At 52.3% G+C, this 23,056-nt stretch carries 19 protein-coding genes; 9 read left to right on the top strand and 10 right to left on the bottom strand.

The genetic code is table 11. The features are described from left to right. Positions 1-62 precede the first annotated feature (62 nt). On the top strand, positions 63-1,535 hold the full coding sequence (locus tag QSV34_RS03810; RefSeq protein WP_289152149.1) for an alanine/glycine:cation symporter family protein: 1,473 nt from the start codon (positions 63-65) through the stop codon (positions 1,533-1,535). Between the two features lie 3 nt (positions 1,536-1,538). On the opposite strand, the gene QSV34_RS03805 is transcribed toward QSV34_RS03810, so the two are convergent. The 3 genes from QSV34_RS03805 to QSV34_RS03795 are packed head-to-tail and all read right to left on the bottom strand — an operon-like array spanning position 1,539 to position 2,845. Beyond that, positions 1,539-2,189 carry a YIP1 family protein gene (locus tag QSV34_RS03805; protein WP_289152148.1) on the bottom strand — a complete coding sequence of 217 codons (651 nt, stop codon included), beginning with the start codon at positions 2,187-2,189 and terminating at the stop codon, positions 1,539-1,541. A gap of 20 nt (positions 2,190-2,209) precedes the next feature. Next, the gene (locus QSV34_RS03800) at positions 2,210-2,527 is read right to left on the bottom strand and encodes a HigA family addiction module antitoxin (RefSeq protein WP_289152147.1); all 318 of its coding nucleotides are present in this window, start codon (positions 2,525-2,527) and stop codon (positions 2,210-2,212) included. 24 nt (positions 2,528-2,551) lie between these two features. Continuing rightward, complete coding sequence (locus QSV34_RS03795; RefSeq protein WP_289152146.1) at positions 2,552-2,845, bottom strand: type II toxin-antitoxin system RelE/ParE family toxin; 294 nt, start codon at positions 2,843-2,845, stop codon at positions 2,552-2,554. Between the two features lie 150 nt (positions 2,846-2,995). Between QSV34_RS03795 and QSV34_RS03790 the strand changes: the two genes are divergently transcribed. Beyond that, the gene (locus tag QSV34_RS03790; protein WP_289152144.1) at positions 2,996-4,669 is read left to right on the top strand and encodes an alkaline phosphatase D family protein; all 1,674 of its coding nucleotides are present in this window, start codon (positions 2,996-2,998) and stop codon (positions 4,667-4,669) included. A gap of 3 nt (positions 4,670-4,672) precedes the next feature. Then, entirely contained in the window at positions 4,673-6,007 is a 1,335-nt protein-coding gene (locus QSV34_RS03785) for an esterase-like activity of phytase family protein (RefSeq protein ID WP_289152143.1), read from the top strand. A gap of 213 nt (positions 6,008-6,220) precedes the next feature. Here the strand turns inward: QSV34_RS03785 and QSV34_RS03780 are convergent, their stop codons facing one another. Further along, positions 6,221-8,614 (bottom strand): TonB-dependent receptor, encoded by a 2,394-nt coding sequence (locus QSV34_RS03780; RefSeq protein ID WP_289152142.1) that lies wholly within the window; start codon positions 8,612-8,614, stop codon positions 6,221-6,223. Between the two features lie 197 nt (positions 8,615-8,811). On the opposite strand from QSV34_RS03780, the gene QSV34_RS03775 reads away from it, so the two are divergent. Next, positions 8,812-9,543, top strand: coding sequence for a UTRA domain-containing protein (locus QSV34_RS03775; protein ID WP_289152141.1), 732 nt, complete (start codon positions 8,812-8,814; stop codon positions 9,541-9,543). Here the strand turns inward: QSV34_RS03775 and QSV34_RS03770 are convergent. Continuing rightward, positions 9,540-10,277 carry an HAD family hydrolase gene (locus QSV34_RS03770; RefSeq protein WP_289152140.1) on the bottom strand — a complete coding sequence of 246 codons (738 nt, stop codon included), beginning with the start codon at positions 10,275-10,277 and terminating at the stop codon, positions 9,540-9,542. The genes QSV34_RS03775 and QSV34_RS03770 overlap by 4 nt on opposite strands. Before the next feature lie 61 nt (positions 10,278-10,338). Next, positions 10,339-11,175 carry an HDOD domain-containing protein gene (locus QSV34_RS03765; protein WP_289152139.1) on the bottom strand — a complete coding sequence of 279 codons (837 nt, stop codon included), beginning with the start codon at positions 11,173-11,175 and terminating at the stop codon, positions 10,339-10,341. Positions 11,176-11,312: 137 nt separating this feature from the next. Here QSV34_RS03765 and QSV34_RS03760 point away from each other — a divergent pair, with 137 nt between their 5' ends. The 5 genes from QSV34_RS03760 (at position 11,313) to QSV34_RS03740 (ending at position 17,066) form a co-directional block, all read left to right on the top strand. Beyond that, on the top strand, positions 11,313-11,846 hold the full coding sequence (locus tag QSV34_RS03760; protein ID WP_289152137.1) for a PepSY domain-containing protein: 534 nt from the start codon (positions 11,313-11,315) through the stop codon (positions 11,844-11,846). 60 nt (positions 11,847-11,906) lie between these two features. Continuing rightward, positions 11,907-15,158: a glycosyl hydrolase gene (locus QSV34_RS03755; protein WP_289152135.1), complete on the top strand. Its 3,252-nt coding sequence runs from the start codon at positions 11,907-11,909 to the stop codon at positions 15,156-15,158. 247 nt (positions 15,159-15,405) lie between these two features. After that, positions 15,406-15,690, top strand: coding sequence for a hypothetical protein (locus QSV34_RS03750; RefSeq protein ID WP_289152133.1), 285 nt, complete (start codon positions 15,406-15,408; stop codon positions 15,688-15,690). A 129-nt stretch (positions 15,691-15,819) separates the two neighbouring features. After that, complete coding sequence (locus QSV34_RS03745; RefSeq protein ID WP_289152132.1) at positions 15,820-16,224, top strand: cation transporter; 405 nt, start codon at positions 15,820-15,822, stop codon at positions 16,222-16,224. Between the two features lie 5 nt (positions 16,225-16,229). Then, the gene (locus QSV34_RS03740; RefSeq protein ID WP_289152131.1) at positions 16,230-17,066 is read left to right on the top strand and encodes a hypothetical protein; all 837 of its coding nucleotides are present in this window, start codon (positions 16,230-16,232) and stop codon (positions 17,064-17,066) included. A 228-nt stretch (positions 17,067-17,294) separates the two neighbouring features. Here the strand turns inward: QSV34_RS03740 and QSV34_RS03735 are convergent, their stop codons facing one another. From QSV34_RS03735 to QSV34_RS03720, 4 genes are all read right to left on the bottom strand, one after another. Next, positions 17,295-18,545 (bottom strand): thioredoxin family protein, encoded by a 1,251-nt coding sequence (locus QSV34_RS03735; protein ID WP_289152130.1) that lies wholly within the window; start codon positions 18,543-18,545, stop codon positions 17,295-17,297. Between the two features lie 70 nt (positions 18,546-18,615). Beyond that, positions 18,616-21,276 (bottom strand): TonB-dependent receptor, encoded by a 2,661-nt coding sequence (locus QSV34_RS03730; protein ID WP_289152128.1) that lies wholly within the window; start codon positions 21,274-21,276, stop codon positions 18,616-18,618. A gap of 95 nt (positions 21,277-21,371) precedes the next feature. Continuing rightward, positions 21,372-22,448, bottom strand: coding sequence for a FecR family protein (locus tag QSV34_RS03725; RefSeq protein ID WP_289152126.1), 1,077 nt, complete (start codon positions 22,446-22,448; stop codon positions 21,372-21,374). Then, positions 22,445-23,011: a sigma-70 family RNA polymerase sigma factor gene (locus QSV34_RS03720; protein ID WP_289152125.1), complete on the bottom strand. Its 567-nt coding sequence runs from the start codon at positions 23,009-23,011 to the stop codon at positions 22,445-22,447. The genes QSV34_RS03725 and QSV34_RS03720 overlap by 4 nt, the downstream gene beginning before the upstream one ends. Between the last annotated feature and the right edge of the window lie 45 nt (positions 23,012-23,056).

The raw sequence follows: 23,056 nt of genomic DNA, 5'->3' as shown, positions 1-23,056 counted from the left end.
CCCGCCGCACTTCACTTCTTTATGCTCGACCAACAAAAATAATTAACCCAAGGCGGGCCATTATGCAAAACATCGTCGACACCCTTAACGGCATTATCTGGAGCCCTGCCTTTATTGGTCTGTTTCTCGCTGCCGGTTTGTTTTACTCCATCGCTACTCGTTTTGTGCAAGTGCGCCAGTTTCGCGAGATGATCCGCCTGCTGGTCAATAACAAAGATTCCAAAAGAGGCATTTCTTCGTTCCAGGCATTAACCATGTCCCTGTCTGGCCGAGTGGGTACCGGTAACATCGCCGGGGTTGCTGCCGCTATCGGTTTTGGCGGGCCCGGTGCGGTGTTCTGGATGTGGGTGGTGGCGTTTTTTGGTGCCGCCACCGCGTTTGTGGAAGCCACGCTGGCGCAGATTTATAAAGAAGTGCAACACGGCCAGTACCGCGGCGGCCCCGCCTATTACATCGAAAAAGCCATGGGCCAGAAGTGGTACGCCTGGGTATTTGCCATTGCCACCATCGTCGCCTGCGGCTTTTTACTGCCCACAGTGCAGTCCAACGCTATTGGCAATGCGGTGGAACAGGCGGTAGGAGCCGGGGCAACACTGGATACGTTTTTAGGGCAAATCACCACCACAAAACTGATCACCGGGTTGTGCGTAATCACCCTGCTGGGAATCATTGTGTTTGGCGGCGTTAAGCGTATCGCTCATTTCACCCAGGTGGTTGTGCCCTTTATGGCGCTGGCTTATATCCTCGCCGCCTGTGTGATCATTGTTATGCATATAGACCAAGTGCCCGCCATGGTGTCACTGATTGTTGGCGATGCCATGAGCCCCATGGCAGGAGTGGGCGCTGCCATTGGCTGGGGCGTAAAACGGGGCGTTTACTCCAATGAAGCAGGGCAAGGTACTGCCCCCCACGCCGCCGCTGCCGCCGAGGTAAAACACCCGGCGCAGCAGGGACTGGTGCAGGCGTTTTCGGTATACATCGATACCCTGTTTGTGTGCAGTGCCACCGCCTTTATGATCTTGATTACCGGCGCTTACAACGTACACAACCCGGACGGCGGCTTTCTGATTCAAAACCTGGCCGCCTCAGTAGACGCCAATAGCCCCGCCTTTACCCAACTGGCTATCGAAAGCGTGGCCCCCGGCGTGGGCAACCCCTTTGTGGCCGTGGCGCTGTTTTTCTTCTCATTCACCACCTTGCTCGCCTATTACTACATCGCCGAAAGTAATGTGGCTTATATGGAACGCACCCTGAAAATCCCCCACGCCATGACGTTACTGAAAATCGGCCTGGTCGCCATGGTGTTCTACGGCACCATCAAAGCCGCCAACCTGGCTTGGGGGCTGGGGGATATCGGCGTTGGCCTGATGGCCTGGGTCAATGTTATTGCCATGATTATTATTTTCTTTATCGGCCGCCCGGCGATTAAGGCGCTGCGGGATTATGAAAGGCAGAAAAAATCTGGTGAGGCTGAGATTAAGTTTTCACCGGAAAAACTGGGAATAAAAAATGCGGAGTTTTGGAAAGAAAAATAATGGCTACGCAGCGAACATAAAATACTGAAAAAACAACCAATACGCCAAGCCACCCACTGGAATTAATGCAAAGATGGTAGATAAAAGTGTGTGCAGCAAACTTTTCCAAAAAGATATTTTGTGCACTTCTGCTACGCAAAATATCAATGTTGCTGTACCCCAAACACTGATCACAGAGGTCAAGCCATCAAGCCCATAGAAAATGCTCTCAGAAAGCGCCTCATCAAGTGTCACAGTGCCGCTATAAAGAACCCAGTATGGCAGATCAATCAATATACCCCACATAAAAGGCACGCTCGACCAACCAACGGCAATAAACAATCCTCTCCAATTACCACCACCTTTAACCCAGCCGCGGGTAGCATACATAATGCTGGTAAATAAGAGAAAATACAGGATAAAAAAAACAACACCCACAATCGCTACCACAGCGTAATTTAATGGTATGTCCCGCCTTTCAAGCCCCCATAACACTGAGGGAATACAAGTAATCAACAACAAAAACCATGCCCAATAGATAGACTTGGTTCGCAGAACAAAACGCATGGTAGCCCGAGGCTGGAGCCAGATAGAAAGCCAGGGGTTATAGCTTGGGCTTTCAAACTTGGAAGGGTCTAACAGATCTGCCTTGGGAGCTCGATACAGTTCATCCATAAATTAGTATTTTTTCTATCTCAAGCACTTTTTTTAATGTACTGACAACTCTGGATAGCCTTCAAACTGCCTTTCTCAGTTTTCAGTGCTTTATACAAATCCCAACGCATTTGCAGGCTGAGCCAAAAATCGGCGGACATATCAAAAAAACGTGCCAAACGCAGTGCAGTACTTGGCGTCACCCCACGCTTTTTATTAATCAATTCGTTAATACGCTGGTAGGGAACATGAATAGCATCCGCCAGCTCACGCTGACTAATGCCCATCGGCAAAAGAAACTCTTCAAGAAGCATCTCACCGGGGTGGGTGGGCTCTCTGTTTGTCGGTACGTGAACCATAGTGTCACCTAAATAAAAAACCACTTAGTGGTAATCGGTTATCTCCACGTCTTGCGGGCCAAAATCTGTCCAGATAAAACAGATGCGATACTGCTGATTGATTCGGATACTGTGCTGCCCTTTGCGATCACCGGTTAATGGTTCCAGATTATTACCGGGAGGGATCTTCAGTTCATCCAGACGAGTCACTGAATCCAGTTGATCGAGCTTGCGACCCGCAACCTTCCAAATAGACTGAGGACATATGTTTCTGGCCTGCCTGGAGGCAGTACCATTAAAAACATCTTCGCTTCCTTTGTCCTTAAACGAGACGATCATAGGATCATGATAGCACGGACTCCATGCTATACGAAAACACAGATATAGAACGTTAAAGCATTTGGTCAACTGAATAGCTGACTGTCACAAAACTGCCACCCTCCGCCTCTATCTTGGTCTACACCAAAAACTATCATTGGATAACTATCGATGACATTTTCTCTTTCCCGACGGCACTTTTTGCGGGCCGCCACTACTTCCGGCGTTGTATTGGGAGGCTGGAGCAGCCAGGTATTGGCGGCACTGGTGGAGCCTGTGCGCAACCAACTTTTTTCTCACGGAGTAGCCAGTGGCGACCCGACTCACAACAGTGTGGTGATCTGGACGCGGGTGTCTGCACAGGGGGACACGCCAGTTTCCTGGGAGCTGTTTAAAGACAAGGCCATGCAGCAGTCGATTCAAAGAGGTTCGGCGATAACCAATGCTTCCCGAGATCACACCGTCAAGATTGATGTACAAAACCTGCAGCCGGGAAACACCTACTACTACCGTTTTCACTGCAATGGCGTCAGTTCCGAGCCAGGGCGCACCCGCACTCTGCCCAGTGGTTCTTTGGACAAACTGACCCTGGCCATCGCCTCCTGCTCCAATTACTCCTTCGGCTATTTCAACGGCTATGAAGTGATCGCCGCCGACCCGGATGTGGATTTCGTGTTGCATTTGGGGGATTACATTTACGAGTACGGCGGGGAGAATGCCTGGAGTGCAGAAACCGGTCGGCAGCTGGGGCGCGAGCATGTTCCGCCCCACGAAATTGTCACCCTTGAGGATTACCGCCTCCGCCACGGTCAGTACAAAAGCGATCACGGCTCTCGCCTGATGCACGCATCCCACCCGCTGATCCCCACCTGGGACGACCACGAAAGCGCCAACAATCCCTATATGCACGGCGCCCAGAATCACCAACCGGATGCTGAAGGAGACTGGTCTGCCAGGAAAGAGGCGTCGGTGAATGCTTACTACGAGTGGATGCCAATCAGGGAGCCCGGCAAAGGTATGAAGCGCGAACAACTGTGGCGCCATTTTACCTTTGGCGATCTGGCTTCGTTGACTACTTTGGAAACCCGCCACACGGGTCGCGACAAGCAAATTGAATACGGCGAGCACCTGCCCAATATTCACAATGCCGAGCAACGGGATGAATTTTTGAAGAACATTCTCGGCAACCCCAAGCGCAATATGATTTCCGCAGAGATGGAACTATTTTTTGCCGACAGCATGGCGGACTCTGCCACGCAGCAGCGGCCCTGGAAATTGATCGGCAACCAGATCCCCATGGCGCGCACCCACATGCCCGACATACGCGGCAAAGTGCCCGGCACCGCCAACCTGCCCGCCGAGATTCTGAAAGAACTGGATTACTACATTGATGTGGGCGCCCAAGACCTGCCGTTGTTCCTGGATACCTGGGACGGCTACCCCGCCGCTCGCGAGCGACTTTATCAGCTCGCCCAACACCAGGGCGTCTCCGACTTTCTGGTGCTTACCGGCGACAGTCACGCCTTTTGGGCCAATCAGTTGTTCGATGCCAGTGGCCGCGCCATGGGTGTGGAGTTGGGAGCCCCCGGCATTACCTCGCCGGGGGATTTTGAGCCCTACAGCCCGGAGGCCGCCCGCAAGCTCGACCAGATGATGGCCGACCACAATCGCGAAGTGGTGTGGACCGACTGCCTGCACCGGGGCTTTGTCAAATTGATGCTGAGCAGAGAAAGCGCTCAGGTGGACTTTGTCACTGTCGATAACGTCAAAGACCGCCGCTTCAAGGCAAAAATTCTCAGGCAAATGAGTATTGCCCGTAAAAACGGCAGTTTGACTTACGGATAACTCATGGCGCTAAAAACCTGTTTGCGAGCACTGGTGGCTGCCTGTGCCTGCAGCCATAACGCCATCGCCCAGCCGGAATACCCCGTTGTACATCAACTGTCCGGTTGGGCAAGTTTGAGCCATACCGTGCGCCTTGCCGGTCATACCTCAGGGCAATTTATTAGCCCGCAGCTTGGCATACAACCCCCCTTTATTAGCAGCCAGCCGGTTCCCGGCTGGTCAGGCCTGTTGCTGAATCAAGATGGAACGTTTACTGCTATGCCCGACAATGGCTATGGCAGCAAAGGCAACTCAGCGGACTATGTGCTCGGCTTTTATCGAGTTGAAGTAAATTTCAAAACCGAGGGCGATGGCTCCCGGCAAGCGGGCACCGTATCCAACCTGTCATTTACCTCGTTTAATGATCGCCACAAGATGTTGAGCAATGGCCGAGGCATTGATTTTCCAATCACGGCAGATTTTCAAAATTACCGATCTGGCGACGGCGTTGGCCGCGACTCCGGTATTGCAGTACACCACAATATCAGAAACCAGCGCCTGCTTACCGGGTACGATTTTGATGTGGAATCCATCGCACAAGCCAGCGATGGCAGCTATTGGGTAGGGGAAGAGTTTGGGCCATTTTTGTTGCACTTCGATCAACAGGGTACGCTGCTGAATGAGCCCGTACCACACCCGCAATTAATCAGCCCCAACCACCCAATGGCTCTGGCCATGCCAGACACCGCCAACCACGGCAGCAGCCGGGGCTTTGAAAGTATCGCCTTCGACAATGAGCAACGGATGCTGTATGTGGTGCCGGAAGCAGCACCGCAAGTGGATACTATTCGCCCGGTCCCCGGAGATGAGCGAGTGGTCAGTATCTACCAGTTTGATACGGCCAGCCAAACCTATACCGATGTAATTCACCACTACCGCAAGGATGGCCCGCAAAAAAGCAATCACGTGGTGATTGGGGACATGGTTAATGTCGGCAACAAGCGTTTTGTATTGATCGAACGGGACAGTAAGTTTGGCGCAAATGCAAAGATCAAACGCCTCTATCTGGTGGACTTTTCCGCTAAGGATAAAACCGGTGTGCTAAAGAAAAAGCTATTGGTTGATCTGCTCAATATCAACGACCCCAACAATATTGGCGGCTATAACCGAGCAAAGCAGCAACGTTTTGCAATGCCGTTTGATTCCATTGAATGTCTGACGCTTATCAACCCGCACACCCTCGCCGTTGCCATAGACACTAACTTCCCTTCCGAAGATGGCCGCACTGCTGGTGTGCCCGATGATACGGAAATCATTACACTGTTTTTCCCGACGCCGCTCGGAGAAATTTCTCTGTAGCCCACTGCCCGGAAAACTCTCCGCCGTCATACCCGCGTAGGCGTGTATCCATAGACCGCAGTGGTTATTTGGACTCCCGTATTTTCCCACCATGGATCTCCGCCTTCGCGGAGATGACGTTTTTTTCAGGCTCACTGCCTCCCATTTCCCAACCACAAAAAAGCCCGGCAGCTTCCTGCCGGGCAAGTCGTCCGAGGGGGGTTATATTTTTATTTAAAAGTTGGCGCGAACGGTCAGGCTCAGGGTTTGCGGAGCACCCAGGAAGTAACGCCCACCCTGATCGCCGTCGGTGCCGGACAGGTATTGCTCGTCCAGCAGGTTAACGGCGTTGAGCTGGAACTCCAGGTCTTCCAGACCGATCACATCCTGCATCGCGTAAGTGGCCGACAAACCAACCAGGGTGTAGGCATCCAGAACTTCTTCTGCGCGCAGCACTTGCTGATTTTCGTTACGTTGCTCGTTGAGGCCAACCACTTCGCCAACGTGCTTGACGTTGAGGCTCAAGCGCAGGTTGTTGTTCAGCGCTTCCGGGCTCCAGGTCACTTCACCAAACAGCTGGTTTTCCGGTACGTTGAGGATGCGGTCGCCTTCGCGAATGCTCTCGCCCATACCTTCGGTTTCGCTGTACTTGGCACTCAGGTAAGAGTAGGAGCCGTACGTGCTCAGAGAGTCGGAAATGTCGTAGGACAGGGCGAATTCCAGACCGTTATTTTCGACACCGCCGATGTTGAGGAAATTAGCCGCTGTTTCCGCAAACTGGTCACCGCCAAGGGCCGCGATATTCACCACGCCCAGGCGATCCTGGAAGCGTTGGGAGAACACCTGAACAACCATACCCATGTTGTCGCCATTCCAGCGATAGCCAATATCCAGGTTGTCGGACGTCTCCGGGCTCAACAGGCGAGTATCACCGGCAGCCAGTACACCCTCTGACAACATTTTTACGTTGCGCGAGTAAGAGGCGAAGAACTCGGAGCTGTCGCTCATGTTGTACACCACACCCAGTTTGGGCAGCAGTTCGTCTCTGGTTTGCTCGCGGGATTCGCTTTCCAAACGCTCAACATATTCGGTATCCAGTCGATGCCATACCAGGCCGGCGGTAACTTCGAATTTGTCCAGGTCAATGCGATCTTCAACGTACAAGCGAGTAGTGGCGCTTTCGAAGTTGCGATCGAAGTCCCGGTGGAACAGATCATCCTGCGACGGGTTGATGGTGCCGGGATTGTTGGGATCCAGCAGGAACCACTCGCGGCTGTTGTCGCGATCCTGATATTCGTACCAAGCGCCAACGGTCACTTTGTGATTGCCGAAATACATTTCGTTTTCGGCGGTAAAGCCCAGGCGATCCGTTGCATAACCAGAGCGACGGCGGGTGGCAACGCGCTCAGCAGTGGCACAATCAAAGGCTGGATTCAGCTCAAAGCCAACTTCATCACCATCGTAACGACCCGCCAGACAAGGAATTCCGGAAACGTCAACCGGAGAAGCCGCCGCAGTCATTACGCCGTCAGCATTGCGCGCAAAGGTGTTAGCGAAATATTCACGGGGGCCGCGCTCGCCTTCAATCTGGCCGTCGGGCTTGGACCAGATGTAGGGAGGTGCCCACCAACCGGAACCAGCCTGGTGGTGGTAGTACGGTGTCATGGTGAATTTGCCACTGTCGCCATTGTCTTTGGTGATTTCCAGAGAGAAGGCATTGTCGCGACGAGTACCACCCCAGGCCGGGCGGAAATCGCCAACGGTCGCGTAGTCAAATACATCCACCAAACCGTCGGTAGTGGGATCATCGCGGAAGTCCTGCAAGCTGACGGAATCGAAATCGTTCTCGTTGCGGTAGTTGTAAGAGCCCTTGAACTTGATGGTCAGGCCATCGTCGTAATCACGCACTATTTTCAGGTCAGCGTGCTGGCGATCGAAGTCACCAGAGCCTGCACCAATCCAGGAAGAAACCGAAGATTCGGAGTAGCTCAGGTAAGAGGTCAGACCGTCGGCAATCTCGCCGCTGTCGATGCGGAAAAAGCCGCGCTGCAGATCGTCATCACCACCGGTAAATTGCGTCTTAACACCAAACTCTTCGCTCGGGTCAGCGGTGTAGTAGCGTACAGTGCCGCCCAGTGCAGAGTTGGAGGCGCTGCTGATATCAGAAGCGTTTTGGCCCACGTTGATGCGAGCAACGTTTTCACTGTCGATATAACGGTTGGGCTTCTGGCCACCACCGTAGTTGGAAGCACCGTTGGGCATGCCGTCAACCATGTAGCCAACCTGGCTGTCGCTGCGGCCATTGGTCATGCCGCGGATAGACACACGGGTAGACCAGTCGTTACTGCCGATGGCGTCGCCCTGGGTCACATTTACACCGGGCAGGCGGTTGATAAAGTTCAGCACGTCATTGGCCGGTGTTTGCGACTTGATGTCTTCCAGGCGAATGGTGTTGTTGGCGTGAGATTCACCAAAGCCCAGCAATTGTGCACGGGCAGTGGTGACAATTTCTTCCTCAATATTGGAATCACTGCTGCTGTCGGCAACAGCGTAACCGCAAACGGTAGAAGCAATGGCAACTACCAGCAGCTTTTTGTTAACGTCTCTGGATTGAATTTGATTGAACATGAGTTTTCCCCTTAAGTTTGGTCTAGACCAATAAACTGAGAGGATAGTAAGCCTTGTATATGACAATATGATGATAGTTTTTTGCCTTGGTTTAGACCAAAAGATGTGTTTTGCCAGTAAATTGTTTAAGCCACACAGCAGATAACCCATAATGCAAATATATTGTTACCAAACCAATACGGACATGCAGGTGCCCGATGACCAAAAATGCCAACAGCCACTTTGCCTATGCTTATGTTCGCGATGTGCTCACCGAACAGATCCGCTCCGCAGAGCTGGCGGCGGGTGCACAGCTGCCAACGGAAAGAGAACTCTGTGAACGTTTCGCCATTACCCGGCCCACTCTGCGGCAAGCCCTGGCGCAACTGGAAAACGAAGGGTTAATTTTCCGCCAGAACCGCATCGGCTGGTTTGTTTGCCTGCGCAAGCTGCGTTACAACCCCATGCGCCACATTTCTTTTCTGCAATATGCAGCGGAGCAGGGTTTTCAGCCGCAAACCAAAGTGGTCAGCCAGGAAAAGCTCAAGCCACCACAGCACATCGCCGAAGCTCTGCAAATGGATCCGCGAGCCCACGCCGTACACTTGACTCGGGTACGCTCCGTGGATGAGCGCCCGGTGCTGGTGGAGCGCCTGTGGTTTAACCCCAAAACCATGCCCGACATGGAGCAGAAAGACTTGTCCAGCTCAATCACTGGAATTTTGAAAAACGACTTTCACCTGAAGAGTCTGGTGTTCGATGTCACTGTAGATACCACCTGTCTGCTGAATCCCCATGCCGCCTGCCTGGAAACCAACGAAGGGGCGCTTGGGTTGAAACTGGTGAGAGTGATCAGTGATAACAAAGGTCAGGTATTTGAGTACGACGAGGAATACTGGCGCCACGATGCCCTGCAAATTGAAAACCAGGCGACGCTGGCTTTTACTTAGAAAACCTCTGCACTCACCCCCCAACGAGCAACCCGCCAGCCACGCCCCCCGGCGGCCTCGGCAAGGCGAGCATCCGGGTTAACCACGCAAGGGTTGGCCACCTGTTTCAGCAACGGCAAATCGTTGTGGGAGTCGGAGTAGAAGTAACGCACGGATTTGCTCAATTGTGGGTAATCCTGCATTTGCAGCCATTGTTGCAGGCAGTCAATTTTCCCTTCGCGGTAACTCATCGGGTAATGACAATGCCCGGCAATCACCCCATTCTCAAGGGCCACCTTGATGGCAATACAATCGGACACATCCAGCAAGCGGCCAATGGCTTGAACAAGAAAGTCCGGGCTGGCAGAGATAATCAGCGGCAAATGCCCCTGGGCGCGATGATGTTCCAACTCATCGCGGGCCTCGGCAAAAATGCGTGGCGCAATCCACTGGTCAACAAACTTTTTCAGCAGCGGCGACAACTCATCAATGGACTTGCCCAGCAACGGCTGTAGCCAAAGCGCCATATAGCGCTCCATATCCATATAGCCGTTGTCGTAATTCGCCATCAACTGGCAACACTGGTCATGGACCGAAGCGATTTGCCAGCCTTCTTCCATTAAAAACTCCAACCACAGCTGCGCGCAATCGCCATTAACCAGGGTTTCATCCAGGTCAAACGCAGCGATTGGCGGGGTAGTTTGAGCAACATTTTCCATGGTCGGCGGAACGCCGGGTTGGGCTAGCGAAGTCATATTCAAACCGCTTAGGTGAAGTCGCGGGGATTATGTTTTGGTGTAGACCAAAAAGCAAGAGCTAGCCGGCAATCGTTGCCAACGTTCCTTCCAGCGCCTCGGCCTTTTCCAACAACTCATCAAGTTGGTCTTCAGATAATCCCAACTGCTCCATTACCTGGTGGCTGCGCAATTGTTCCTGATCCATCAGTTCCGGGGTAACGGTGAGCTGGGCAAACAGGGTGGCAGCACGGATTACTGTAACCGGGTCTTTGCTGCGGTTGGCGGCTTCGCTGTTTTCCAGCTGACTGATGGTATCAATGACGAGTGTTGGCATCTGCCATTCCTGGCACACTTTCAGGCCCACTTGCTGTTGGTAGTGGTCTTCCAGTTGCAGCACCAGATTGGGCATGGGGTCGACCCCCAGACTATCTGTTAACTTCAACGCCGCCTGCAATACCACTGGCCGACCGATAGAGTGCAGCAGGCCTGCCAAAAAGGTCGCCTCTGTACCGAGGCGCAGCAAGCGGGCAATTTCCTTGCTCCACAGTGCCGTGGCCAGTGAGTGCTTCCAGATTTCAATGGCGCGCCACTCGTAGCCGGGCACTTTGAATAACTTGGCACTGAGGGTGGAGGCCAGGGCAATCTCGGCGATACTGCGCATCCCCAGACGGGTGATGGCCTGCTGCAGGGAATCCATTTTATTGACGGGCGAATAGGCGGCAGAGTTGGCAATGCGCATGGCGTGGCCAGCCAGAGCCTGATCCCGCTGCAGTAATTCCGCCAACTGCTCGCTGGAGGATTCCGGGTTCATGGTCAGCTGGATAACCTGATTGGCGACCGCAGGCAGCATGGGCAACTCCAAAGCGCCCTGTTGAATAATGTCTTCCATGGCCTCGGCCAGGGGCTGATTGTCCATTATCGTTGTCTCTCCAAAACATTTATTGTTATTTATATCGGCGCCTGTCAATTTTTATTAACAGTCATTTGTCGTTGGCGATTGTATCGCCAATTGCCCTGCCTGTAGGATAGCGTCTTTGTCCAAATCAAGTCTGTATGAAGTCACAAATTCTCTACCGCAAAATCCACCACTGGGGGTCGATCATTATCGCCCTGCCACTGCTGGCGACCATTGGCACCGGCATTTTGCTGATGCTGAAAAAAGAGATCGAATGGATACAGCCTGCCACCCAACAAGGCGAACACAGAGACGCCATTCCCACACAAAGTTTTGATCAACTATTCGCCATTGCGAAAGCCATTCCCGAGATGGAGCTGCAGCACTGGTCTGAATTAGAGCGGGTGGATGTAAAACCCGGCAAAGGGGTGGTGAAGTTTGTCGCCGCCAACAACTGGGAAGCACAAATCGATACCCACAGCGGCGAACTGTTGCTGTTGGCCAAGCGCCGCTCCGATGTGATCGAAGCCATTCACGATGGCAGCTGGTTTGCGGACTGGGCCAAGTTGGGGCTGTTCCTGCCTTCCGGCATTGTGTTGCTGGTGTTGTGGCTCACCGGGATTTATCTGTTCGCATTAATGCACTACAAACGCTGGCAAAAACACAAGCGGCTGGCGGCTAAGGTGCAATAAGGTACTGCTTCAACAAGGTATTAGTTCAAGAAAACGTTTATTAGGAGCTGGAGGGAAAAAATGAAAACACTGATTACTGCCCTGGCATTTGGTATGTCACTGGGCCTGGCAACCACCGCAGTGGCGGATAAGGGGGGCGAATCGTCTGCCTATTCCGGCCTCAAGCTGCGCAATATCGGCTCCGCGCACAGCAGCGGGCGGATTTCCGACCTGGCCGTGGTGCCGGGCCAACCCCACAAATACTACGTGGGCGTGGCCTCTGGCGGGGTATGGAAAACCGAAAACGCCGGCACTACCTGGACGCCTATTTTCGACAACTACGGATCCTACGCCATCGGCGTGGTGGAGCTGGATCCGAAAAACCCCGAAGTCATCTGGGTGGGCACCGGAGAGAACAATTCCCAGCGCTCGGTGGCCGATGGCGATGGCGTGTACAAATCTGTGGACGGGGGCAAAACCTTCAAGCATTTGGGCCTGAAAAAATCCGGTCACATCAGCCAGATTGTCATCGACCCTCGCAACAGCGACCGGGTGTTTGTCGCCGCCCAGGGGCCGTTATGGTCCAACGGCGGTGATCGCGGCCTGTACCTGACCGAAGACGGTGGCGACAGCTGGACGCGGGTGTTGGACATCGACCAATACACCGGCATCAACGAAGTGGTGATCAACACTGACAACCCGGACGAAATGATCGCCTCCTCCTACCAGCGCCGCCGTCACGTGTGGACGCTGATCAATGGCGGCCCCGGCTCTGGAGTGCACAAATCCAATGACGGCGGCAAAACCTGGCGCAAACTGGGCGGCGGCTTGCCCGGCAGTGAACTGGGTCGCATTGGCCTGATCGCAGCGCCCAGCGAACCCGGAACGGTGTACGCCATTATCGAGGCCAACGATGCGGATAAAGGCATCTACCGCACCACCAACTTTGGCGAAAGCTGGGAAAAGCGTTCCAGCAAGTTGGCCAGCAGCCCTCAGTATTACAACGAATTAGTGGTGGACCCGCACAACGCCAACAAGCTGTTTGTGCTGGATACTTTCACCACAGTGTCTCTGGACGGCGGCAAAACCTTTGCGCAACTGGGCATCAAGGCGCGCCACGTGGATGACCACGCCCTGTGGATCAACCCTGAGCACAGCAACCATCTGCGCATCGGTGGCGACGGCGGCATTTACGAGAGTTTCGACAACGGCCAACACTGGAACCACCTGCGCAACCTGCCACTCACCCAGTTCTACCGCATCGCTACCGACAACGACCTGCCGTTTTACAACGTGTACGGCGGTACTCAAGACAACAACACCCTGGGCACTGCCGTGCGCAATACCTCAGTGGAAGGCATCACCAATGCCGACTGGTGGGTTACCCTGGGCGGCGACGGTTTTGATCCAGCCATCGACCCCACCAACCCGGACATTGTTTACTCCCAATACCAATACGGCGGCCTGGCGCGCATCGACCGCCAAACCCGCGAAAAAGTCTATATCACGCCACAACCAGCAGAAGGGGAAAACGCCCTGCGCTGGAACTGGAACTCGCCACTGCTGATCAGCCCCCACAACCACGAGCGCCTGTATTACGGCGCCGAGAAGCTGTTCCGTTCGGACGACCGTGGCGAAAGCTGGGTTGCAGTATCCGGCGACCTGTCTCGCGGCCTCGACCGCAACAAGCTGGAAGTAATGGACCGGGTGTGGAGCATCGACGCCATCGCCAAAAACGATTCCACTTCCGTGTACGGTTCACTGATCGCACTGGATGAAAGCACGTTGCAGGAAGGTCTGATTGCTGTTGGCACCGACGATGGCCTGATTCACGTCACCAACGACGGCGGCGAAAACTGGGCCCGCTACAACAAATTCAAAGGCGTGCCGGGCATGAGCCTGGTGGAAGATTTGCAGTTCTCCCGCCACAACAAAGACGTGCTCTACGCGGTGTTCGACAACCACAAACGCGGCGACGCCAAACCCTATGTGCTGAAATCCAGCAACCGCGGCAAGAGCTGGCAATCCATTTCCGCCAACCTGCCGGAGCGCGGTACCGCACACACCATTGTCGAAGACCACGTTGACCCCAATCTGTTGTTTGTGGGCACCGAGTATGGCCTGTTCTTTAGCCAGGATGGCGGCGGCAGCTGGAAGCAACTGAAGGGTATTCCTACCATCGCCGTACGTGATGTGGAAATCCAGCGCCGGGAAAGCGACCTGCTGGTGGGCACCTTTGGCCGCGGCATCTATGTGCTGGACGACTACAGCCCGCTGCGCACTCAAGAGAGCGACCTGAAAAACAACGCCGCTACTCTGTTCCCGGTCAAAGATACGCCCATCTACATCGAAACCCGCCGCTGGGGTGGCTATTCCAGCGACAAGGGTATGATGGGCGACAACTTCTTTGTGGCCCCCAACCCGGATTACGGCGTGATCTTCAGCTACTACCTGCGTGATGGGCTGAAAACCGCCAAGGCAACCCGTCAAGCGAACGAGAAAAAACAACAAAAAGACGGCGTGGACACCCCCTACCCCAGCTGGGGCGCCCTGCAAGCAGAAGCGGACGAAGAAGCACCCAGTGTTTGGCTGCAAGTGAGTGATGCCAACGGCAACGTTATTCGCCGGGTAAATGCCAACAATGGCAAGGGACTGCATCGTGTTGCCTGGGACTTCCGCCTGGAATCCCGCAAACCGGTGGAACTGCAACCTGGCCCCGGCAGCCCCTGGGGTCATACACCGGATGCGCCACTGGCCACCACCGGCAGCTACCAGGTGCAGTTGATGCAGCGCCACAAAGGTAGCGTCAGCACACTGTCCCAACCACAGAGCTTTAACCTTACCGAGCTTAATGTGGGCGTGTTGACCACCAATGACCGTCCGGCACTGCAGGCCTTCCAGAAACAGACCGCCGAGCTGCACAGCGATATTATTGCGGCGGGCAAATACCTGAACGAGATGGATAACCGCCTCAAACACGTGCTGAAAACCATCGACCTGACTCCGGCAGCTGGCGAGACATTGGCCCAGCAAGCGCGTGCCATTCAGGCAGAGCTGCGTGTCGCCAAGCGACTGCTGAATGGCGACAGCATCAAAACCGGCGCCAACGAGAAGGCTCCCATGAGTCTGAGTGAACGCATCGGTTCCATTCCCGGCAGCCACTGGGATTCACAGGCAGCCCCTATGGGTACCCACCGCAGTGCCTACCAAATTGCCGAAAAACAATACCGGCAATTGGCGGCGATGCTGAAAGCCAGCGACAGTAAACTGGTGGAGCTGGAAAAAGCGCTGGATAAAGTGGACGCTCCCTGGACACCGGGACGCGACCTGTAAACCCTGCAACCAGCAAAAGCCCCGACAGAATTTTCTGCCGGGGCTTTTTTTCGTCACCTTAAAACACCCGCGCAACACTTCTTAACAGGCCTTTGCTTGCAAAGCACCACCACACTATGAAATAAAGCCTTCCATGAAGGTCAGTTTCACAAAACAAACATTCCGGCTACTCTCTCAGCCCATAGCTCGATCCATAGCTCGACTGTGGCTTGCTGCCCTGCTTAGCATGCTGGTGCTGGGGCAAAGCATGGCGGTGTTTGCCAATGACTGTGACACACAGCAATCGACAGAAACTGCCCTGTGCCAGGACAGTTGTTGCGACGCTCCCGTTAACAGCGATTGCGACAGTTCCGACTGCAATGGCTTTTGCTATGACAAGTGCCTGTGCAATGACCTCTGCGTTGTCCTGGGCATTACCCCACCACTGGTGGTGGTTACCCTTCCCTCGCCGCTGATCGAGCGCGGTTTTTTGGATCACTACCTCTACGTTCCTCCCGAACAACAAGGCTTGCTGCGACCTCCCAGCGCCTGATTCCTTTTCTGCTATTTAGCCCATAAGTATGTTTGTGGGCGTTAAATAAATGATGGCGTCCTCAGCGCCCCTCACTTTCATCCTGAGCGCAGCGAAGGATCTCAGTTGATACTGAAAAAGGAATCCCCCATGAAAAAAATGACTGTTTTTATTTGTGCCCTGCTTACAACGATCTCTGTTGTCGCGGCACCGGAGCCACGCCCGGAAAGCGAAGAACTGCGAGCCGATCAACAACAAGTGGCCACAACCTGGCTGGCAACCAGCAACAAGGTGGCTGTGGCGGTAGACGGCCTGTGCTGCGCCACCTGCGGCATCGGTGTGAAAAAGAAGGTCCAGAAACTCAAATTCGTCGCCAAAAAAGGCGTAAAGCTGGATGTGGAAAACGCCATGGCGTTGATCACCCTGAAAGACGGCCACAGCGCTGATGCCGACGCCATCGTAGCCGCCATCCGCAAAGCCGGTTACAGCCCGGTGCGGGTCTACCAGTACAGTGAGCAAGGTCCACAAGTTCATATTGTCGCCAAGGAGAGCTAAGTTTCATGAACTCTTCTATTAAACCTCTGCTGTTGGGGGCGATGTTACTGACCCCGGTATTTAGTAGCTACGCAGGCCAACCGGTGATGAGCGAAGTGCCCCGCTGGGATGGCGGCTACGGTTACCAGGTATTTCAGGAGCGCCGGGAATCCAGCCAGCTAATGAACGGCAGCTTTGAACTGGCCAACCCTAACGGCCTCAATTACGAAAAAAACATCACTCACATTGAGGGCGTGTACACCTGGAAAAAATGGATCCGTGCCACCCTGAAAATTCCCCTGGTGGATCAAACCCGCACCGTGCTGGATAGCCAGGGCAATGTCATCACTCAGCGCGGCACCGGCAACGATGACATCACCCTGGCGCTGCCGCTGAAGTACTACATGAACCGTCCTCGCAGCTCTGGAAACTTCAGCTTTACCCCACAGGTGCGCTTTGGTGGTGACGACAACGACCCCTACCGCATCAGCGATGGCAGCACCGACTTCGGCGCCTCACTGAGCTGGGAACACGAAACCACTGACTTGGTACTGGGCTTTGGCGCTGGCTACTGGTTTGAAAGTGCCGCCGGCAAAAAAGACGACTGGAGTTTGCACACAGAAGTGGGCTGGAATTTCCACGAGCGCGGCTCATTGCGCTGGGAAACCGACTACAAAAAAGACCCCAACAAATATCTGTGGCTGGGCAGCGGGCCGATTCTGGCGTGGAACTTTAACGACACCATATTGGCCCGCATCGAATACAAAAAGGAACTCAAAGCGGAAACTTACTTTCCATCAAGCAACGGCATCGGTTTGACCAGAGGCGATGTGTTGCGGATTGGAGTCGGGTTTGTTTTTTAAGGCGGTATTTCGTCATCCCCGCGAAAGCGGGGATCCATTCTTAGTGGCAACAAAACTGCCGAGAGCTATGGATTCCCGCTTTCGCGGGAATGACGAGCTAACTGAGTTACTCCACGAAGAATCACTACGTCCTTTCATAAAGAAATAATTTTCAGGTTAATAAAACAAATCAACCTTCATTTGCACGGTGCAAATGAAGGTTGATCGCAAAAAACAGATAAGTGACAATCAAATATTGGCTTCAGCAAGCTGCTGTTGCATGGTTTCCTTCAGCTTTGTATCTGACTCCAGCTCAATCATTTTTTCCGCTTTTGAAAGCATTTTTTTCGATTTCTCACTATCCCCAACCGCTTTCAGTAGCCCGGCATAATGAAGTGCCGAATCAAAGTTTCCACTATTCTGCCAGCCCTGTTTGGCATACACCAAAACTGATTTGAAGGCCTCTTTGTCCTCGCAACCGAAACTCAGCATCTCTCTGGAAATTTCTTCCAATGCGGCCTGCTGCTCTGCTTTATCCTCCAGCAATTGCGCCTGGGCCACTTTCGCGTCGACAAAACCACCCCAGTTTTTTTCCATCATACTTCCATAGGCGTCAACGCTGAGCTTCGACCGCTGGTAAATAGTTTTATCATTCGGCGCAGCCAACTTATAGGCTGAAGCCAATGTTCCACGAATATCCTCTACCCACTGATTGGCGCTATCCTGATCTTGAAATGAGCCAAAAAGAATACCGTTCTTATTAGCCTCAACAGCAATGGTAGCCAATAATTTGGGGTCGACAAGGTTGGCAAATTGCTGGTAGTTATCCACCATGAACTCTACTGGTGTTGTGCCCCGACTAAGCATCGCCTGGTTAGTGATCAGGCGGAAGCCGTCCTTGCTGAGCAGCTGCTCCTTCGACAGTGAGTCGTAGTACTTATTGTATTCCTCGTCGAGGGCAACTAATGCGGAATCATCGCCTTGCTCCATAAGTGCTTGTGCATCGATCGTCTTCTTTGCATGACAACTAAGGAAAGAGTCAATGCTGCGATCACCACTTTCGTAGGCTTTACATAGCTGCTCACTGCCACCCCTGCCAACCACCGCACCGGCAGTCGCCATAAAAGTATCTGTACTCATGGCACCGACTTTTTTGCTAACCAGATCGCCCGAACTGTCAACAAACAAGTATGTTGGCAAAACTTCAACACCGTACTTATCAGAAATCTCAGGGCCGTTTTGATCCTCGTCTTCAATATCCAGCTTGTAGTTGATAAACAGGTCGTTAAACAATTCGCCTACTTCTTCACGAACAAAGACGGTTTTTTCCATAGTCTTACAGGGACCACACCAGTCGGCATAGGCGTCAACAAACAGTAGCTTGTTGGATTTTTTGGCCTCTTCCAGCGCTTCATCAAAACTGCCCTGGAAAAAGTTGATACCACCGGCCATCGCTGGCGTACCGATTAACAACATCAGTAACGAACAAAAAATTTTCATAATAAATCCCTCCAAAAAAAATAAAAAAATAGCTCCCGATATAGCTATCGGGAGCCATACTTAAAAAATATTAAAACTGGCCTCGCAGGGTTAATAGGATTCTTGGTGAAGTATCGGATGTACTTACAGAACGCGTTCTAAGGCCAAAGTCAGGAATATTATCTATATCCACGCGATCCTCTTTCGCATCCAGCAAGTTTTCAACTGTCAGGCGGGCAAGCAAGTCTTCACTGAAGGTTTTTTCCACAAACACTTCAAGATTCGGATCCAGATCTGCATCTTCACTTTCAAAATCCAAGTTGACAGGGTTTATACGTTGCAACTCAACTTTAGTGACTTTGTTGATACTAAAGCCATAGGTCAAACCTATCGACGGAATCACCTGATCGTAGGAAATATTGATGGCTGCAGACCGTGATATAGCCTCATTGGTGGTTTCGTTTCTGGCATAGGTGGCATTGACGTAAAAATTGGCGGTATCACTGATAAAGGTGACCGGCACACTTAAATCCATTTCAACGCCCCGGGCTGTAGTTTCTGCCTCAGTATTTGCAGAAGTGCTGACCCGGATATCATCGGTGAAATCATTTTCAGAAAGAAAAGTACGAAACCTTTGGAATTCATCGCGCTCATCAGGAGTCAATATCTGCAGAAATTGATCTACATTCTGAGTCCGATCGAAGATAGCGTTATCAATTTTTCGACTGTAAACATTCAATCCTAAATTGCCACCTTCGAAGCGCCAGTCATAACCAATATCGAAGCCCAAGGATTCTTCATTTTCAAGATTTTCGTTTCCAAAAATTACGTCAACCGGCTCAGTAGGGTCATCGGGGAAAAGTCTGTCGAAAAATGAGATTTGAATTTGAGGATCCAGTTCATCCAGAGTTGGCCGACGCACCGTTTGCGCTACAGAGAATCGCAGATCATGCCCTTCGGCAAACGACCATCTCAGGTGGGCATTTGGATTAAAGCCCGTTACTTTAGCTGTAAAATTTCTTGGCACACCATCACTGAAAACGTCAAAATCAAAATCCACGGCGCCGTCAATGGCCAGGGAAGTTGGCGAACTGGCTTGATACTCTGTAGTTTCATAACGGCCGCCCAGCTGCAAGTTGATATTGTCCGCCAGGTTTAGCTCGTAAACCGCAAAGAAGTCCACTCGATCCGTATCTCGTGAATCGTCTAGAGCGTTAGAATTGAAACCAAAATCTTCGTCATCAGCTGGGTCAGCAAAGAACTGGGTGGCATTAAAGGCATCTTGGGATATTTTGCTGATATCAGCGCCAAATCTCAGCTGCTGAGCATCACTTAAGTCCCAGGAGAAATGGTTATTAAACAGTATATCGCGGCCCTCGCCGTTTACGTTATCAATGCTGTCCGTATAGGATTCACCACTAATAAAGCTTAATGTGGTGGAATTGTTTGAGTTGGTAAAGTCGGTTTCATCAATGCCGGCGACAGATTCCCAAGTAAAATCAGTACCCTCATAAAGATATGTAAGGGTCAAAGCGGTGTTTTTTGACGATCTATCAGAAGCGCTTGTATTCCCTATAAAACTCTCAAATTCACCATCGCCGTCTAAGTTGCTTCCTCTTTCATCTGCAAAGGAACGTTCATCCGTCAAAAAGTATCTACCGTCAATTTTTAAGATAGAATTCTCGCTAACAGCAAAGTCAATACTTGCAAGCAGGTTTTTATCTTTACTCAGCTCTTCAGAGTTTGTCACGCTGTCGGTAAATGATGTAATGCCCAGATCATCATCATTTGATTCCGTAAAATCATTGACAGTACCGCCCCTGAGTCTGTCCTGGTAAGTTGCACTGAGATTGTAGTTAAACAAATTGTTAGTGCCTGCGATATTGACAGAACCAAGTCCCTTCAATTCACCATCGTAAGAAATCGCACCCAAACGCCAGGTTCTGTTGTTTAAGCTAAAGCCATCTTTAAGGATCACATTCAGAGTCAGGCCTACACCAGAACTGTCGATATCTGCCGAAGGGCTGCGAATAACCTGAATTTCATCCACAGACTCAGCGGGAATATTGGCCAAAAAGCTCTGGCCACTACCAAAATCGATACCGGCGATGCGACGGCCGTTGATCAGAATCTGTGAAAACTCTTCGTCCAAATTTCGGAACCTTGGCAAAGTGTTGTCTGGAACTGCGTTTGATGAAGCCTGGGGGTTTGAAGGCAAATTAAACAAGCGGTTAAAAAATACACCGGGCACACGTTTGAGCATGTCGTTCAAGGTAAGTGGCTCGAAGCGTTCAAAATAGCCGGAATCGTAAGACAGTGTTGGTTCTATATTATCGGTGCGGTTTCGGGTGACGATGCGCTCACCGAAAATAACAATTTCTTCCTCTGCCTCTTCGTCGGCTCCTGTTGATACCTCGCCACTATTGCCTTCTTCAACAACAATGGAGCTGTCGGACAATACTCTGAACACCAGATTTGTGCCCTCAAGCATTACCTCAAGCGCTTCAACAACGGTGTACTGCCCCTCAACTTTTGGAAATACAAGTTTTCTGGCCACTTCTGGTGGGAACGCAATGTTGCTGCCGGTTTGTTCGGCGAGATCCAGAATGGCCTTGCTGGCACTTTTACTGTCAATGCTTACCGCAACTTCCCGCATTTCGGCATGGGCACCCGCTGTCACCAGCATGGCCAGCACACCACTTATACAGGCGCCGAGCTTCTTTTTTCTGTGAGTCTGAGAAGTGAATTTCATAAGTCCTGCGCTACCCTATAATTATTGAGTGTTAGTTTTGAATACCTGGATGTCGCCAAGCCTCCAACACTAAACAGCCAGGTCTTCATTTCACCCTACAATTTTTTATTTTTTCTTGTGGAAGCTCTGTCGCCTTTCGACGAAACCAGCACGATCTGATCAAATTGGTGAATAACATCAATGGGAAAGGCCGCATCCAGCACATTCAGGGCGCCTGATAAATCGTCAACCCTTACTGAAGCAAACACTTCAATTGCGAGGAGCTCGCGATCATAAACCAATATTTTTTTGGCGGAGTAGCGATTCAGTTCTTTGACAACCTTTGACAGCGGCACGCCCTCAAAGCGCAGCACGCCCGACTGCCAATTAGTCAGGTCTTTCATATCTTCCGGCCGGTAGGCAATCAGTTGCTGTTCGCTGGCATTAAACTCTGCCGCCATTCCAGCTTTAAAGCGCCGCTGCTGCATGCCACTCACTGTGGCGATTTCGCCAACAGTCAGGTTCATTTCCTCGGCTTTGAAACTGACCGGTTCATACTCAGAGTGAACAACCACTTGACCCTCACTCACCGCCAACACAAAACCGTCATTGCCCTTCCTGACATTAAATGCCGTACCGAGAACCGTGACTGAACGGCCACCCACCGTTACCGTGAAGGGCCTGGAGGAATCTTCTGCCACCGAGAAGAAAGCCTCACCCCGATTGAGAGTAATGTGTCGCTGATCATCGGCCATGGCGGCGATCAACTCAGTACCCGTATTGAGAGTTACCAGGGATCCATCCTTCAGCTCGACCGATTTTTGCTCGCCTATGCGAGTGACATAGCGCGCCATATCTGCATCGCTTCCGGTACCAGCAGGCCACTGCAGAACCGCAACCATTACCAACAGAACAGCGGCGACCGATGCGTATTTGAGCCAACCTTTTGCAGCGCGACCTACATGTCGGGCGGTTTGAGCGTCTTCTTTGATGCCCTCATCCAACTGCGGCAACAGCAGTTCTTCTGATTGCAATGCATCACTCACATCCAGGAACTGCTGCAAGTACATGGCGTACTCTTCAGATTCTGACTTGGCCTTTTCCATTCGGGCGAGATCAGCGTCACTGGGGGCTCCGTACAACAGCAGGCCCGCATCCGCCGCTGCACGGCGCTCTTCATACCTGGCAATCACTTTTCTGCCTCCCTGAGCCGCTTGACGGCTCGACGAATCGCAATCAGCGATTTTTGCATATACTTTTCTACCTGCTTGACGGAAACACCCATATACTCCGCCACCTCAACATAAGTCTTTTGTTTAAAACGGTTGAGAACAAACGCCTGGCGGCACGGCAGCGGCAGCTTCTCGATCGTCTCACGAATACTCTCCAGCTCCCTTTGCGCCAATACGATGCGTTCCGGGCTCTGTTCATCTCCGGAAGATTCCAGGGCGTGGGGCTGCTCCCGCTCGAGATGCTGCCGGCGTACGCGCTTATAGCGGTACATATTAACGATGTGGTTGCTGGCCATCTGAAAGATGTAGGCTCTTACTGACCGCTCCGCAGACGGCAGGCGCCCTTTCAGATCATCCATCTGGGCCAGCTTGGTGAAAACATCCTGAACAACGTCATCGACATCGCTATGACCACCACCCATCCGCAAACCAACAAATGAGCGCAATGCCGCTCCGTGGTCAGCATAAAGGCGATCCAGCATGCGCTGTTTTGCCTCCGACGGTTTGGACAGGAACTTGGCCAACTTTGTCCTCTGATACATGGATGTGAGCGCTTCCCGGGCAAAAAT

Origin of the sequence: Porticoccus sp. W117 (assembly GCF_030341905.1) — a bacterium.
In the GTDB taxonomy this organism is placed as follows: Bacteria; Pseudomonadota; Gammaproteobacteria; order Pseudomonadales; family Porticoccaceae; genus SCSIO-12696.
The sequence above is the reverse complement of the archived record's forward strand: the minus strand, read 5'-3'. Positions and strand labels throughout refer to the sequence as shown.